Source organism: Lentzea fradiae, from assembly GCF_900100955.1.
GTDB lineage: Bacteria > Actinomycetota > Actinomycetes > Mycobacteriales > Pseudonocardiaceae > Lentzea > Lentzea fradiae.
The window spans coordinates 378,412-393,675 of the sequence record NZ_FNCC01000003.1; the positions used below are offsets into that span (position 1 = coordinate 378,412).

The 15,264-nt window shown below is 71.7% G+C and carries 17 protein-coding genes; 6 read left to right on the forward strand and 11 right to left on the reverse strand.

The genetic code is table 11. The annotated features are described in order from the left end of the window. Window positions 1-7: 7 nt before the first annotated feature. A complete protein-coding gene (locus tag BLT23_RS08895; protein ID WP_218133684.1) occupies window positions 8-607 on the forward strand; it encodes a DedA family protein in 600 nt (199 codons plus the stop codon). Window positions 608-645: 38 nt separating this feature from the next. After that, complete coding sequence (locus tag BLT23_RS08900) at window positions 646-1,485, forward strand: alpha/beta fold hydrolase (RefSeq protein WP_090047444.1); 840 nt, start codon at window positions 646-648, stop codon at window positions 1,483-1,485. Between the two features lie 25 nt (window positions 1,486-1,510). Here the strand turns inward: BLT23_RS08900 and BLT23_RS08905 are convergent, their stop codons facing one another. The 11 genes from BLT23_RS08905 to BLT23_RS08955 all read right to left on the reverse strand — a co-directional run bounded on the left by BLT23_RS08905 (window position 1,511) and on the right by BLT23_RS08955 (window position 11,485). Beyond that, window positions 1,511-2,422, reverse strand: a complete 912-nt coding sequence (locus tag BLT23_RS08905; protein ID WP_090047446.1) for a Gfo/Idh/MocA family protein — start codon at window positions 2,420-2,422, stop codon at window positions 1,511-1,513. 4 nt (window positions 2,423-2,426) lie between these two features. Then, on the reverse strand, window positions 2,427-3,494 hold the full coding sequence (locus BLT23_RS08910) for an ABC transporter permease (protein ID WP_090047448.1): 1,068 nt from the start codon (window positions 3,492-3,494) through the stop codon (window positions 2,427-2,429). Window position 3,495: 1 nt separating this feature from the next. After that, a complete protein-coding gene (locus tag BLT23_RS08915; RefSeq protein ID WP_090047450.1) occupies window positions 3,496-4,365 on the reverse strand; it encodes an ABC transporter ATP-binding protein in 870 nt (289 codons plus the stop codon). Window positions 4,366-4,436: 71 nt separating this feature from the next. Further along, window positions 4,437-5,525, reverse strand: a complete 1,089-nt coding sequence (locus BLT23_RS08920; RefSeq protein WP_090047452.1) for a winged helix DNA-binding domain-containing protein — start codon at window positions 5,523-5,525, stop codon at window positions 4,437-4,439. 71 nt (window positions 5,526-5,596) lie between these two features. Further along, window positions 5,597-6,718, reverse strand: a complete 1,122-nt coding sequence (locus BLT23_RS08925; protein ID WP_090047850.1) for a 4-hydroxybenzoate 3-monooxygenase — start codon at window positions 6,716-6,718, stop codon at window positions 5,597-5,599. Between the two features lie 44 nt (window positions 6,719-6,762). Beyond that, complete coding sequence (gene pcaC / locus BLT23_RS08930; protein ID WP_090047848.1) at window positions 6,763-7,101, reverse strand: 4-carboxymuconolactone decarboxylase; 339 nt, start codon at window positions 7,099-7,101, stop codon at window positions 6,763-6,765. Beyond that, window positions 7,098-7,832 (reverse strand): alpha/beta fold hydrolase, encoded by a 735-nt coding sequence (locus BLT23_RS08935; RefSeq protein WP_090047454.1) that lies wholly within the window; start codon window positions 7,830-7,832, stop codon window positions 7,098-7,100. Before BLT23_RS08935 ends, pcaC begins: the two co-directional genes overlap by 4 nt. After that, window positions 7,822-9,111 carry a lyase family protein gene (locus BLT23_RS42015; RefSeq protein ID WP_090047455.1) on the reverse strand — a complete coding sequence of 430 codons (1,290 nt, stop codon included), beginning with the start codon at window positions 9,109-9,111 and terminating at the stop codon, window positions 7,822-7,824. Before BLT23_RS42015 ends, BLT23_RS08935 begins: the two co-directional genes overlap by 11 nt. Continuing rightward, a complete protein-coding gene (locus tag BLT23_RS08945) occupies window positions 9,108-9,602 on the reverse strand; it encodes a dioxygenase family protein (protein ID WP_090047458.1) in 495 nt (164 codons plus the stop codon). Before BLT23_RS08945 ends, BLT23_RS42015 begins: the two co-directional genes overlap by 4 nt. After that, window positions 9,595-10,332: a protocatechuate 3,4-dioxygenase subunit beta gene (pcaH, locus tag BLT23_RS08950; protein ID WP_425434362.1), complete on the reverse strand. Its 738-nt coding sequence runs from the start codon at window positions 10,330-10,332 to the stop codon at window positions 9,595-9,597. Before pcaH ends, BLT23_RS08945 begins: the two co-directional genes overlap by 8 nt. Window positions 10,333-10,681: 349 nt before the next feature. Next, window positions 10,682-11,485 carry a cellulose binding domain-containing protein gene (locus BLT23_RS08955; protein WP_143035867.1) on the reverse strand — a complete coding sequence of 268 codons (804 nt, stop codon included), beginning with the start codon at window positions 11,483-11,485 and terminating at the stop codon, window positions 10,682-10,684. Window positions 11,486-11,661: 176 nt separating this feature from the next. On the opposite strand from BLT23_RS08955, the gene BLT23_RS08960 reads away from it, so the two are divergent. From BLT23_RS08960 to BLT23_RS08975, 4 genes are read left to right on the forward strand one after another with little or no spacing between them, the layout of a single operon-like run. After that, the gene (locus BLT23_RS08960; protein WP_090047463.1) at window positions 11,662-11,943 is read left to right on the forward strand and encodes a metal-sensitive transcriptional regulator; all 282 of its coding nucleotides are present in this window, start codon (window positions 11,662-11,664) and stop codon (window positions 11,941-11,943) included. Window positions 11,944-11,957: 14 nt separating this feature from the next. Continuing rightward, the gene (locus BLT23_RS08965; protein ID WP_090047465.1) at window positions 11,958-12,164 is read left to right on the forward strand and encodes a heavy-metal-associated domain-containing protein; all 207 of its coding nucleotides are present in this window, start codon (window positions 11,958-11,960) and stop codon (window positions 12,162-12,164) included. Between the two features lie 3 nt (window positions 12,165-12,167). Then, on the forward strand, window positions 12,168-13,016 hold the full coding sequence (locus tag BLT23_RS08970; RefSeq protein ID WP_090047468.1) for a hypothetical protein: 849 nt from the start codon (window positions 12,168-12,170) through the stop codon (window positions 13,014-13,016). Continuing rightward, a complete protein-coding gene (locus BLT23_RS08975; protein WP_090047471.1) occupies window positions 13,006-15,204 on the forward strand; it encodes a heavy metal translocating P-type ATPase in 2,199 nt (732 codons plus the stop codon). Before BLT23_RS08970 ends, BLT23_RS08975 begins: the two co-directional genes overlap by 11 nt. Window positions 15,205-15,264 lie beyond the last annotated feature (60 nt).

The following is a 15,264-nucleotide window of genomic DNA, read 5'->3' on the forward strand; positions in this document are numbered from 1 at the left end:
CGCGGTCGTGCTCGCGCAGTGGCTCCACACTGTCCCACCGCTGCTGGTCTACGTCGTCGTGGGCCTGGTGGTGGGCATCGAGAGCGTCGGCGTCCCGGTGCCCGGCGAGATCGTGCTCATCACGGCCGCGTTGATGGCCTCGCACCACGACGGCGTCTCGCCGTGGGTGGTCGGCGCCTCCGCCACGGCCGGGGCGGTCATCGGCGACAGCATCGGCTATGCGCTCGGCAAGCGCTTCGGGCCGCGGATCTTCGGCTGGGCCGGCGAGAAGTTCCCGCGCCACTTCAGCCCCGCCAAGATCGACCGCGCCAGAGGGGTGTTCCACAGGTTCGGCGCCTGGGCGGTGTTCTTCGGCCGGTTCGTGGCGCTGCTGCGCATCCTGTCCGGTCCGCTCGCGGCGACGATGGGCCTGCACTACGGCAAGTTCCTGCTGGCCAACGCCACCGGCGGGCTGGCGTGGGCCGGGGGCACGACCGCCGTCGTCTACCTGCTGGGCGAGGCGGCCGAGCACTACCTCGCGGAGTTCTCGTGGGTGGCGCTGGTGGTGGTGCTGGTGGCGGCGGCGGGGTTCGCCGTCCGCTCCAGGCTGCGCCGGTCGTCCCGGTGACTACGCTGTTCCGACCCGATCCGACTGGGGAGACCACGATGGAATCGCATGTTCTCGACACCGGCGACGCCGCGATCACCTACGACGTGAGCGGCGAGGGCCGTCCGCTGATGATGATCGGCCAGCCGATGGACGCGAGCGGCTTCACGGCCCTGCGCGCGCGGTTCCCGGACCGCAAGGTGATCACCTACGACCCGCGCGGCATCGGCAGGAGCACCCGGTCCGACGGCCGCACCGACAACAACCCCGAGGTGCAGGCGGCGGACGTGCACGCGGTGATCCAGGCCGTCGGCGGCCCGGTCGACCTGTTCGCGTCCAGCGGCGGCGCCGTCACCGCGCTGGCGCTCGTCGCCACCTACCCGGACGACGTCGTCACGCTCGTCGCGCACGAGCCGCCGCTCATCGACGTCCTGCCGGACGCGGCCCTCGCGCGGCGGGCCCGGGACGCCTTCATCGAGGCGTACCAGGCCAAGGGCTGGGGCGCGGGCATGGCGGAGTTCATGCGGATGAGCTCGCACCAGGGCGAGTACACCGACGGGTACTTCGCGCAGCCGCCGGCGGACCCCGCGGAGATGGGCATGCCCGCCGAGGACGACGGCAAGCGCGACGACCCGTTGCTGGGCACCGCCTCGCTCGCCGTCACCGACTACGAGCTGAAGGCCGGCGCGCTCAACGCCGCGTCCACCCGTGTCGTGATCGCGGTCGGTGAGGAGACGGGCGACGCGTTCACCGCGCGCACCGCCGTGCACGCGGCGAAGCTGCTCGGGCAGGAGGCCGTCGTGTTCCCCAGCCACCACGGCGGGTTCCTCGGCGGCGAGTTCGGCTACGCGGGCAAGCCGGAGGAGTTCGCCGTCAAGCTCCGCGAGGTCCTCGGCTGACGTCCCGGTGCCTTCCCGCGGTGGTTCACCGCAGGAAGGCTTCGACCACCTCGGCCACCCGCAGGCCGCTCGCGAAGTCCGCCAGGTGCGGCGGGTGCTCGCCGCGCAGCGCCCGCGCGAAGAGCGTGAGCCGCGAGTGGTCCGACCCGGTCTGCTCCAACGGGACCGGCTCCCACGCGCCACCGTCCGACGTGGACAGCGCCGCCCACTGGCTGAGCCGCAACGACCTCTCGGTACCCCAGACCGTCCACTCGTAGACCTCGGGGCCTGCCAGCCCGGAGAACGCCGACACGTGCACCGGCACCCCGCCGCCGCGCAGCAGGCCGCGTGCCGCCACCTCGGCGGCTCCCGGCTCGGGGAAGTCCGACGACACCGACTCGACGGTGAGCGGGCCGAGCAACCGGTCGGTCAGGTAGACGAAGTGCGACAGGACCTCCCGCACGAACCCGCCCTGCTCGGACCGCGCGAGCCAGGTCGCGCCCTCCTGGAACGCCCTGGGCCAGCGCGGGAACTGCAGCCGGATCTCCACACCCCGCAGCGCGCCCAGTTCGGGCAGCCGGCGTTCGACCTCGATGGTGCCGGCCATGTCCGACAGCGCGAAGTTGACGGCGCTGGTCCGTCCTTCCGCGGCTTCGGCCATCGCGCGCGCCTCGCCGAGGTCGACGGCGAGCGGCTTCTCGCAGAACACCGCCTTGCCCGCGGCGAACGCCTCCAGCACGAGCCCGGCGTGCGTGGCGGGCGGGGTCGACACGTACACCGCGTCCACTTCGGACAGCACCTCGGCGAGCGAGGTGACGACGGGGACGTCGAGCGCGCGTGGCGCGACGTCGACGCCCGCGACGACGGTGTAGTCGGGATGTGCCCGCGCCGCCGTCAGCATCCGGGTGCCCATGGCGCCCAGGCCGACGACGGCGAGGCGGATCGGTTCGGCGGTCATGCGCCTATTCTGCCGGTGCCCACGCCTTCGACAGCTTCACCCTGCCGCCGGTCTGCAGCAGCGAGCCGGTGTAGAGGCGGGACGCGACGAGCAGGATCACCGCGACGGTCGCCGCGAGGATGCCCAGCGACACCAGCGCTTCCCACGCCTGTGCCTGCTGTGCGAACATCCGCACCGGCATCGCGATCCCGGCCGTGAACGGCACGTACGACATCACGGCGAGCACCGCGGGGTTCTCGAAGAAGATCTGCACCGCGAAGTACGGGCCCATCACCGCGAGCATCACCAGGCCCATCGTGGAGCCGAGGTCCTCCTGGCGGCTGACCAGCGCACCGGCGACCGCCCACATCGACGAGACGAGCACGAACCCGAACATCAGGAACGGCACGAACCAGCCCAGCGCGGGCACCACCACCGCCAGCAGCTCGGAGAGCCCGGCGACGCGCAGCGCGATGGGCGCGACGAGCGCGAGCACCACCACCTGGGCGAGCGTGAGGATCACGTGCCCGAGGATCTTGCCCGCCAGCAGCGCCCGCACCGGCACCGTCGACACGAGGATCTCGACGATCCGCGTCTGCTTCTCGGTCACGGTGCTCTGCGCGATGGCCGCGCCGCCCATGCCGAACATCAGGAACACCAGGCCGAACACGATCACGGTGACGGACCGCTGCGCGGAGCTCACCTCGGACGGTTCGAGCAGCTCGACCGGTGGCGCGTCGACGAGCTGGCTGATCACGCCGCTGGGCGGGTCGTTCAGCGCGACGACCTTGACCCCGGCGCCGTCCGGCACGATCGCCGCCTCGACGTCGTCGGAGCGGACCAGCTCGGTGGCCTCCTCGACGGTCGCGACCTCGCGCACGTCGAGCGGTTTGCCCTCGACGACGCGGGAGGCCGAGCCGACCACGGCGACCTTCGGGTCGTCGCCGCCGAACGCCGTCGGCAGCACGGTGAGCGCGAACAGGCCCGCGATCGTGACGATGAACCCGATCCAGAAGCCCTTCGTGGTGAGGAAGGTCCTCATCTCGCGTTCGGCGACCAGCCAGGTCGCCTGGGCGAACGACGTCCGTGCCATGTCAGATCACTTCCTTGAAGATCTCGTCGAGCGTCGGCACGACCGGGGTGAACGAACGGACCTCGCCGCGGTCCACTGCGGCCTTGAGCACCTGCTGCGGCACGGACTCGAACACGGCGCGCGGCCCGTCGAGCTCCACGAGCGTCACGCCGGGCACGTCGCGGACCCAGCCCGCGTCCTCCTCGACGACGATCTCGTAGCGTTCGCCCGCGCGGCTGCGGCGCAGGTGGTCGCGGGAGCCCTTCGCGGCGATCCGTCCCTTCGAGATGATCACGACGTCGTCGCAGAGCCGTTCCACGATCGCCAGCTGGTGGCTGGAGAACAGCACGGGCACGCCGTTGGCCGCCCGCTTGCGCAGCACGTCGAGGACCGTCTCGACGGCGATCGGGTCGAGGCCGGAGAACGGCTCGTCGAGCACGAGCACGTCCGGTTCGTGCACCAGCGCGGCGGCGATCTGCACGCGCTGCTGGTTGCCGAGCGACAGCTCCTCCAGCCGGTCACCGGCGCGGTCGCCGAGCTCCAGGTCGGCGAGCAGCGCGTCGGTGCTGGCCTCGGCGGTCGCCCTGTCGAGCCCGTGCAGGCGGCCGAGCCAGGCGATCTGGTCGCGCACCTTCATCTTCGGGTAGAGCCCGCGTTCCTCCGGCATGTAGCCGAAGTCCGGCCGGTGCTGCGGCCCGATCTCGGTCCCCTGCCAGCTCACCGTGCCCCCGTGCGCGGCGAGCACGCCCAGCACGATCCGCATCGTGGTGGTCTTGCCGGAACCGTTGGCGCCGAGGAACCCCGTCATCCTGCCGGGCTTGACATCGAAGCTGATGTCCTCGAGCACCCGGTGGTCGCCGAAGCTCCGGCTGATCCCCCTCACAGTCAACATGGGAGAAAGGTATGCGGCTCCGGCCAAGATCGCGTCCGTCGCGCGGCATCATCCTCGCGGAGGACCCCGGGTCACTTGCGGGAGCGCCAGCTGACCTTCGACGAACCCGTCTCCGGCGGGTCCTTCACGACGACCCGCACCGGTTTGCCGAGGAAGCCGGCGAACCGCGCGACGTGGCCCGCCAGCGCGTCGGTGTCGAAGCCCGGCAGTGGCCGCAGCTCCACGTCGACGGAGGTCTTCTTCATGACCCGCCGCCACAGTCCCGCGACCTGTCCGTCCTCGACGATCGTGGCGTGGAACATCCCGTTGTAGGTGGAGATCGGGATCTCCGGGTAGCGGGTGAAGAACGCGCCGCGGTCCTTGTAGCCGATCAGCAGCTCGTCGTACGCGGGGAGGAGGAACGCGCCGGAGGCGGGTTCGAGGCCGGGCGGCAGCCAGTACTCCTTGCCGTCGAGCTCCTCGCGCACGAGCGACGCCTTGACCGGGTCGAGCCCGCGGGCCGCCTCCCGCACGCCGATGCCGCACCAGTTGGCGAAGTCGGCGAGCGTCGCCGGGCCGTGGCTGCCGAAGAACCGCGACGCCAGCAGCGCCAGCGCCTCGTCGCCCTCGATCTCGCGCTGCCGGGGCGCCCACTCGTCCAGCAGCACGAACGTCTGCTCCTTGCCGCGCGGCGGTCCCGGCACGACGAGGCCCTCCTGGGCGAGGTGGATGAACGTGAAGTAGCTCTGCTGCCGGTCGTCCGGGATGCCCACGCCCGCCATCAGGTCGATCATCTCGCGCCGGGTGAGGCAGCCGCCGCCGGTCAGCGCCTCGACGAACGTCTTGCGCGCCAACGACATCAGCTCGGGCGTCATGTGGTGGTACTGCCACGCCCTCGGTGTCAGGCGGGCCAGGTCGCGGGCGCCGAAGAGGCCGAGCATCCACCGGACGTCCTCGGCGGGCACGTAGTGGATGGTGCCGCGCATGAGCCACGTGCGGACCACGCGGCCCGTCCGCAACGCCTCCTCGACGTCCGCGATGCGCGCGGAGGCGGTGCGCAGGCCCAGCGCCCACAACGACTGGCCGTAGTCCTGCCCCTGCACCGCCCCCAGTGACCGGACGACGTCCTCCGCCGACCCGAGCCGCCCGATGTTGCCGAGCCGCAGCGCCGCGATGTCCATCGGCCCAGTCTCACCGGTCCCGCTCCAGTCCCGCTCAAGCGGCGGCGCCCCTCAAGCGGTCCGGGCGCCCCTCAAGCCGGCCAGCGGCCCGTGTACCCCTCCGCCAGGTACCGCGACCCCGACTCCGACGCGACGACGGACGCCAGCTCGCCGAGCTGGCGCCGCACGTCGAAGTCCGTTGCGCCGGGCAGCGTGTGCAGCATGGTCGTCATCCAGTAGGAGAAGTGCTGCGCCTTCCAGACCCGGTCCAGCGCCCGCGGCCCGTACTCGTCCAGCGCCGCGGGGTCGTTGCGCCGCAGGGCCCGCTCGATCAGCTCGCTGAGCACCCGCACGTCGGCGAGCGCCAGGTTGAGCCCCTTGGCACCGGTCGGCGGCACGGTGTGGGCGGCGTCGCCCGCGAGCAGGAGGCTGCCGTGCCGCATGGGTTCCGCGACGAACGACCGGAACCGCAGCACCGTCTTCTCGGTGACGGGCCCCTCCTTGAGCGTGAACCCGTCCGGCCCGGCCACCCGTGCCTGCAGCTCCTCCCAGATCCGGTCGTCGGTCCACTCGGAGGGGTCGGTCTCCGGGTCGCACTGGAAGTACATCCGCTGGTGGGTGTCGGTGCGCTGGCTGATGAGCGCGAACCCGCGCGGCGAATGCGCGTAGACCAGCTCGGGCGCGCTGCGCGGCGCCTCGGTGATGATGCCGAACCAGGCGAACGGGTACTCGCGCGACCGGTGCGTGCGCACGGACTCGGGCACCTCGTTGCGGCAGACCGACCGGGACCCGTCCGCCCCGACGAGCAGGTCGCACCGCACCTCCTGCGGCCTGCCGTCGCTGTCGACGAACCGCATCGAGGGCGTGGTGACGTCGACCTCCGTCCCGCTCACCCCGAACCGGACGTCACCGTGGTCGCGTTCCCGCGCGTTCGCGAGGTCCACGAACACGGCGGTCTGCGGATACAGCCACACCGACTCGCCGACCAGCTTCCGGAAGTCGACCCGGTGGCTCTCCCCGCCGAACCGCAGGTCGATGCCCTCGTGCGGATGCCCGTCCCGCAACACCCGGTCGGACACCCCCGTGTCGACGAGCAGCCGAGCGCTGTCCGCCTCCAGAATGCCCGCGCGGACCGTGTTCTCGATCTCCTCACGAGTCCGGTTGTCGATCACGACGCTGTCGATCCCGCTGCGGGACAACAGATGTGACAGCATCAGCCCGGCGGGCCCCGCCCCGATGATCCCGACCTGCGTCCGGTTCACCGCTCCTCCAAGACTTCCCGCGCCACCGCGAACGCGTGGTTGGCGGCCGGCACGCCGCAGTAGATCGCGCTCTGCAACAGCACCTCGCCGATCTCGTCCTTCGTCAACCCGTTGCGCAACGCCGCGGCCACATGCATCCGCAGCTCCTCCCAATGCCCGAGCGCGATCAACGCCGTCAACGTCATCGCGCTACGCATCCGCCGATCAAGCCCCGGCCGCGTCCACACCTCACCCCACGCATAGCGGGTGATGAACTCCTGGAAGTCCTCCGTGAACGCATCCGGCGCCACCCGGTCGACGTGCGCGTCCCCCAGCACCTCACGCCGCACCTTCATGCCGTCCTCGTAGGACACCGCATCTCCTCCACCATCTCGGCCACCACTTCCGGAACCTCCGCGGGTGGCAGATGCCCGCACCCGCGGAGCTTCCGATCCGCCCCGTCCGGCGACACCACGACGTCGTGCTCCCCGACCACCACGTGCACCGGCCGGACGGCTTCTCCCGCCTCGAAGGCGGCCAGCGCTTCGCAGGCCAGCGCGTACGACTCCCGGTCGGTGTCCGCCAACGCCCTCAGCAGCCCGCCCGCCGTGTCCGGCTCCCGGGTGGTGAAGCCGGGCGCGAACCACCTCTGGGCCGAGCCTTCGACCATCACCGGTGTCCCTGCCCTGCGCACCAGTGCGGCCCGCTCATGCCAGTTGTCCGGCGTGCCGATTCGCTTTGCCGCCCCTATGGCGATGATGGTGCCGAACCTTGTTTCCCTGCTCGCCAGCTCCAGTCCGACCGCGCCGCTGAACGAGACTCCCGCGTAGGTCACCGGTCTGTTGTCGGCCAGGGCGGTTGTGCGGGCTTCTACCTCGTCGGCGATGTCCCGCACCGTGAAGGGGGTGGTGGTTGGCGGGCTGGCGCCGTGCCCCGGGAGGTCCCAGGCGATCACCTCGCCTGTCAGGTGGGTGGCGCATTGTCGCCACAGTTTGACGGCCGACGTGCCCAGGGACGGGCCGACGATCGTCAGCCGATCGGAGGACTCGGTGCCTGTCAGGCGCGTGAAGGCCAGTTCAACGGCCATTTTTGTCAGACCCCCTTGGGATCATGGGAGTGGGGGCTTCGCGCTCCCCCCGGAGGGGGGCCAGTCGGGATCGATTCCGATGGAGGGCGGCGTCGATGAACGCGTCGGTGGCGCCGAGGTAGGAGGTCAGGGCTGCTCGCTCGCCGGTGCAGGCCGCCTCCGGTGTCTCGCTGGTGGCGCTGGGAGTGGAGGTCACCTCCGCGCCCCCACCAGCGGCGCCAGAGCCAGAAGCCGCCCCGGCGCTCCCGTCCCGTTCCGCCAGCAGCTCCCCCGCCGCCTCCACAGCCCGCCGCTCCATCACCCCGGCGTGCACCTCCAGCCCTTCCACCAGCTCCGCCCCCTGAGCAGCCGCCACCGCCGTCAGCTCCAGCAGCCCCCGAAGCGCCGGCCACTCGGCGTGCCAAGCCCCGTCCGGTCGCTCGTCGCGGGCACGCGAAGCGCAGAGGTGCAGCTGCGCCCCCAGCTGCGGCGCCTGCAACGCGGCACTGTTCACCAGCACCGACAACACCGGGTTCCGCTTCTGCGGCATGGTCGAGGACCCGCCCCGCCCGGCCACCGCACCCTCGGACAGCTCACCGATCTCGGGACGCCCCAACGTCAACACGTCCCCGGCGATCACGCCGAGCGCGTCGCACACCTCCACCAACGCGTCACCAAGACGCGTCACGGGCGTGCGTTGCGTGTGCCAGGGCAGTCCGGGCCAAGACAACCCCAAGAACGAAGCGAACGAAGCAGCACCGGCAAGCGGGTCCACCACAGCAGTAGCACGGGACAACGTCCCAGCCGCCCCACCGCACTGCACAGGGAAAGACAGCGCGGATAACGCGGACAACGCGTCGAGCACGCCGACAAGCCACCGGGCGGCTTTGAGGCCGAACGTGATCGGCACAGCGAACTGGGTGAGCGTCCGGCCCGCCATCAAGCTGGACCGGTGTTCCTCGGCCAAAGCCGCCAAGCGGGTGGCGACGCGGTCCAGATCAGCCGACACGCGCCGGACCACGTCGCGGGACAGCAGCATCAGTGCCGTGTCGAGGACGTCCTGGCTCGTCAGTCCGGTGTGGACGGGGACGGAGACCTGGGCGCGGAGCGCTTTCACCAGTGCCGGCACGGGGTTTCCCGCTGCCTCGACGTCGACGGGGTCCAGTGACGGCACGGACACGGAGATCGTCGAACCGAGGACGCGGGCCCACGCCACCTCGACGTCCACCAGTGCGCGCAGCAGTGCCTCGTCGTCGGCCAGGCCGGCGGCTCGGTGGGAACCGGGGTGCAGCACCGTCACGTCCTCGGGTAGCGGAGGAACGCCGTCTGGGACGGGCCTTGCAGGTGGATGTCGAAGCGGAGCCTGCCGTCGTCCTCGCGCACGGCCTCGAGGCCGTCCAGGGCGTCGGCGGCTCCTGGCAGGTAGATGCGGGTGAACAGGCGGTCGAGCAGGCCGCGGGCGAAGATCGTCACGGCGAAGAACGGCAGGCCAGGCTCGATCGTGCTGAACCAGTAGTGGCCGGCGGCGTCGGTGCAGCTGCGGCCCCAGCCGGTGAAGGCCGCGCCGCGGCGTCGCAGCGAGCCGGTCTCGCGGGGCACCGTGCCGGCGGCGTCGGACTGGCGGATCTCGATCATGGCGTCGGGCACCGGGTCTCCGGCGCCGTCGCGGACGTGGCCGTGCAGCACCACGGAACCGGCCGAGCCGAACGGCACCAGCTCGGCGTCGCCGGGGTAGGCGAGCGCGTGGTGGAAGAACGGGCCGACGGTCTGCCCGGGGGTGGTGTCAGTCATCGGACGGCTCCAGGTGGGTGGCGTGGCTTCCGGTCAGCACGATGTCCCACCGGTAGCCGAGCAGCCACTCGTGTTCGGAGCTGTCGTGGTCGTAGGAGGCGACGAGGCGGGCGAGTGCCGCGGGGTCGGTGATCGACTGGGCGATGGGGTCCAGTGCCAGCAGCTGGTCGCCGGGGAAGTACATCTGCGTGATCAGGCGCTGGGTGAAGTCCGTGCCGAACAGCGAGAAGTGGATGTGCGCGGGCCGCCACGCGTTGTGGTGGTTGCGCCACGGGTAGGGGCCCGGCCTGATCGTGGTGAACGAGTAGTGGCCGTCGTCGTCGGTCAGGCAGCGGCCGACGCCGGTGAAGTTCGGGTCGAGCGGCGCCGGGTGCTGGTCGCGCTGGTGGGAGTAGCGGCCGGAGGCGTTGGCCTGCCAGATCTCCACGAGCTGGCGACGCACCGGGCGTCCGTCGCCGTCGAGGACGCGGCCGTGGACGCGGATGCGTTCGCCGACCGGGTCGCCGCCGCGCTGGACGGTCAGGTCCGCCTCGACCGGGTCCACGTCGGAGTGCCCGAACACGGGGGCCACCAGCTCGGCGCCCTCCGGGTCGACGAGCTGGAGCTCCTTGGTCGGATGGCGCAACGCCGTGCTGCGGTAGGGGGCGAAGTCCAGCAGCGGTGCCCGCCCCGGTGACTCGGCTTGGATCTTCGCGATCTCGTCGCTGATCTCGTGCTGGCTGCTCGTCACGCGACCGGACGTTAGGGACGTGATCACCCCGCCGTCGACAGACCTTTTCCACTGAACGGAAAGGCACTGACTCGACGCCGAGAGACGGCCGCTCATATCGGGCTCATGCGGAGGGCCGGCGTGCGGGAGCAGATCGTCGATGCCGCGTTTCGAGCACGGGCCGCGGCCATCACCACCGCGGTCGGCGAACGCGAGGCCAAGGACGGAGCCTCGTTCGCCGCCTTCTTCACGGTCGCGTTCGACGTCGTCCGGCCCGGACATCGTCACCAGGCCGGAGGCTCCGCGGGCGGGAGGGCATCGTCCACGTCGTGGCGATCAACATCTGGCTACGCCACGTCTGAAACAGGGCCTAACCCGCCGCGCAGGGCGCTCCGTCGAGCGTGAACGACTCGGGCACCGAGTTGCGGCCGGACATCGTGCCGTTGAACCCGATCGTCACGGACCCGTCGGGGACGATCAACGCGGTGTAGCCGGCGTTGGTGACGGTGACGTCCGCGCCGGACTGGGCCGCCGTGGCGTTCCACATCTGCGACACGGTCTGGCCGTCGGCGAACGTCCACCGCAGCGTCCAGCCGTCGATCAGCACGCTGCCGATGTTGCGCACGGTCACGTCGGCCTGGAACGCGCCGGGCCACTGGGTGCCGATCCGGTAGACGACCACGCACGACGGTGACGGCGGGAGCGAGGTCTGCGTCGTCGGTCCACCGCAGCTCCAGAGACCGAGCTTGGCCCGTGACGCCTCGGTCTCGGCCTCGGTCAGCGGGCCGCCGTCGACTCCGGCGGCGGTGCGCAGCATCCCGGCGCGGACGGCGGCGAGCGCGTAGTCGGTGCCGTCGGGCAGCGCGAGCGACACCTCGCCGGGGCTCACGCTGGTGACGCCGACCTCCTTGTCCAGCAACGTCTTCGTGGCGAACTCGCGGGCTGCGGCGGCGACGCACGGCGTGGGTTCGGCGACGAGGGAGACGCGGACGCGCGAGCCGTTGGCCAGCTCGACGGTGCGACCGTCCACGACGGCACTCACCTTTGTGGACTGCGGTCTCTCCTCGGCGGGGGCGGAGCTCCGCGCGCCGGGGACGGGCCTGCCGTCGTGCTCGGCCGTGCAGGAGGCCGTGAGCAAGGTCAACAGCACCAAGATGTGCTTTCGTGCTGCCATAGGACGAATCTATCCCCGCCGTCCGCGTCCGCAATCGGCTGTTCGGCGTTGATCAAGTCGGGCTTTCGGAGGCCACCCTTTGACATACCCATACCCCCCTAGGGTATAAAGGAAAGGAGCCCACCGCTCCCCCGGCGCACCCGCCGGCCGCGCGGTGGCCGGAGAAGGAGCGAGACGTGCACGGCTACGCCGAGACCAAGACCGCCCACCTGCGCCGCCTCCGCCGCGTCGAAGGCCAGGTCCGCGGCTTGCAGCGGATGATCGAGAACGACGAGTACTGCATCGACGTGCTCACCCAGATCTCCGCGGCCACTCGGGCGTTGCAGGCGGTCTCACTGGGGTTGCTCGACGAGCACCTCAAGCACTGCGTGAGCCAGGCCATCAGCGAGGGCGGGGACACGGCCGGCGCGAAGATCGCGGAAGCCAGTGACGCCATCGCACGCCTGGTCCGCTCCTAAACCGAGGAGAAGACATGAGCGAGTCCGTCCACACCGTCACCGGCATGACCTGCGGGCACTGCGCCGGCGCGGTGACGGAGGAGATCAGCCGCATCGACGGGGTGAGCGACGTGGCCGTCGACCTGCCGACCGGGCGGGTCACGATCACCAGCGCCACCCCGGTCGCCCTCGACGACGTGCGGGCCGCCGTCGCCGAGGCCGGTTACGAACTGGTGGGCTGAGCGGTGCGAACCGGGTTCAAGGTCGCGCTGTACGGAGTGGCCCTGGCCGTCGTGTTCGGCGGCACGTGGGCCGCCGGCGCCGCGGTCGGACCGAGCGACACACCGGTCGCCGCGGAGATGGCGCACGGTGAAGAAGCGGCACATGGCGGGCACGAGTCCGCGGCGTCCGCCATCCCGCCGGGACTGTCCGTGTCGGAGAACGGCTACACGTTGCGGCTCAAGCCGGACAGCGCGCTGAGCTTCGACATCGCGGGACCGGACGGGAAGCCCGTCACGAAGTTCGCGGTGGAGCACGAGAAGCGGCTGCACCTCGTCGTCGCGCGGCGGGACGGGACGCGGTTCCGGCACGTCCACCCGGAGATGGCGCGGGACGGCACCTGGTCGGTGCCGCTGTCCCTCCCGGACGCGGGCAGCTACCGGGTGTTCGCCGACTTCCGGCCGGAGGGCGGGCCCAAGACCACGCTCGGCGCCGACGTCGAGGTGCCCGGCGACTACCGGCCCGTGGCGCACGCCGTCAGCCGCACGTTCAGCGCGGACGGTTACGAGGTAACCCTGGACGGCGAGCTGAGGACCGGTGAGGCGTCGGCCGTCACCGTGTCCGTCACCAAGGACGGCAGGCCGGTGACGGACCTGCAGGACTACCTGGGCGCGAAGGGCCACCTGGTCGCGCTGCGGGGGGCCGACCTGGCCTACCTGCACGTGCACCCGGAGGAGGGCGACCGGGTGAGGTTCGCGGTCGAGGTGCCGACGGCCGGGCTGTACCGGCTGTTCCTCGACTTCCGGCACGGGGACGTCGTCCGCACGGCCGAGTTCACCCTGACCACGCACGAGGAGGACGGTCATGGCCACTGACACGATCGAGATCTCGATCGGCGGCATGACCTGCGCCTCCTGCGCCGCGCGGATCGAGCGCAAGCTCAACAAGCTGGACGGCGTCGAGGCGTCGGTCAACTACGCGACCGAGAAGGCGCGCATCAGCTACGCGGGCGACCTCACGCCCGCGGACCTGGTCAAGGTCGTCGAGGACACCGGCTACACCGCCGAGCTCCCCGCGCCACCGGACCAGCCCGCCGACCGTCAGGAGGACGACGGCCCGACGCGGTCGTTGCGGCACCGGCTGGTCACCTCGGTGGTGCTGAGCGTGCCGGTGATCCTGCTGGCGATGGTGCCGGCGTGGCAGTTCACCTACTGGCAGTGGCTGTCGCTGGCACTGGCCGGGCCGGTCGTCACGTACGCCGCGTGGCCGTTCCACAAGGCCGCGTGGACGAACCTCCGGCACGGCGCCGCCACGATGGACACGCTGATCTCGCTGGGCGTCGGCGCGGCGTTCCTGTGGTCGCTCTACGCGCTGTTCCTGGGTACAGCGGGCACGCCTGGCATGACGCACGGGTTCACGTTCACCGTCGAGCGGATGTCCGGCAGCGGCAACGTCTACCTCGAGGTCGCGGCGGGCGTCACGATGTTCATCCTCGCCGGGCGCTACTTCGAGGCCCGGTCCAAGCGGCGGGCGGGAGCCGCGCTGCGGGCGTTGCTGGAGCTGGGCGCGAAGGACGTGGCGGTGCTGCGCGACGGCCGCGAGGTCCGGGTCCCGACCGGCGAGCTGCGCGTGGACGACCGGTTCGTGGTGCGGCCGGGCGAGAAGGTCGCCACGGACGGTGTCGTCGAGGACGGCACCTCCGCGGTCGACGCGAGCATGCTGACCGGCGAGTCCGTGCCGGTGGAGGTGCGTCCCGGTGACGCGGTCACCGGCGGCACGGTCAACGCGGGCGGGCGGCTCGTCGTGCGGGCCACCAGGGTCGGCGCGGACACCCAGCTCGCGCGGATGGCGAAACTCGTCGAGGACGCGCAGAACGGCAAGGCCGAGGCGCAGCGCCTCGCGGACCGGATCTCGGCGGTGTTCGTGCCGGTCGTGATCGCGCTCGCCGTCGGCACGCTGGGGTTCTGGCTCGGCACGGGCGGCGGCGCCGGTGCGGCGTTCACGGCCGCGGTCGCGGTGCTGATCATCGCCTGCCCGTGCGCGCTGGGCCTCGCGACCCCGACGGCGCTGCTCGTCGGCACGGGCCGGGGTGCCCAGCTGGGTATCCTGATCAAGGGCCCGGAGGTGCTGGAGTCGACCCGCCGGGTGGACACGGTCGTGCTCGACAAGACCGGCACCGTCACGACCGGGCGGATGAGCCTGATCGGCGTGCACACCGCCGAGGACGAGGCCGAGGTCCTGCGGCTGGCGGGAGCGCTGGAGAACGCGAGCGAGCACCCCGTCGCGAAGGCGGTCGTGGCGGCGGCGGGCGACGTGCCCGAGGTCGAGGACTTCCGCAACGTCGAGGGGCTCGGCGTGCAGGGCGTCGTCGACGGCCACGCGGTGCTCGTCGGCCGCGAACGGCTGCTGGACGACTGGAGCATCAGGCTCGGCGAGGACCTGGCCGAGGCCAAGGCCGAAGCCGAACGGCAGGGGCGCACGGCGGTCCTGGTCGCGTGGGACGGCCAGGCACGGGCTGTGCTCGTGGTCGCCGACACGGTGAAGCCCACGTCGCGGGAGGCGGTCGGCCGGCTGCGGGCGCTCGGCCTGCGCCCGGTGCTGCTGACCGGCGACAACGAGGCGGCGGCGCGGGCGGTGGCCGCCGAGGTCGGCATCGACGAGGTCATCGCGGAGGTGCTGCCCGCGGACAAGGTCGACGTCGTCAAGCGGCTGCAGGACGAGGGTCGCGTGGTCGCGATGGCCGGCGACGGCGTGAACGACGCGGCGGCGCTGGCGCAGGCCGACCTGGGCCTCGCGATGGGCACCGGCACGGACGTCGCGATCGAGGCGAGCGACCTCACACTGGTGCGCGGCGACCTGCTGGCCGCCGCGGACGCGATCCGGCTGGCCAGGCGCACGCTCGGCACGATCAAGGGCAACCTGTTCTGGGCGTTCGCCTACAACGTCGCCGCGCTGCCCCTGGCCGCGCTCGGCCTGCTCAACCCGATGATCGCGGGGGCGGCCATGGCGTTCTCGTCGGTGTTCGTGGTGAGCAACAGCCTGCGGCTGCGGGCGTTTCGCTGACGCGCCCCACACGGGTGGTCTCGTAACCTCGGTACGTCGGTTCCCGAAGCGAAGGAGCGG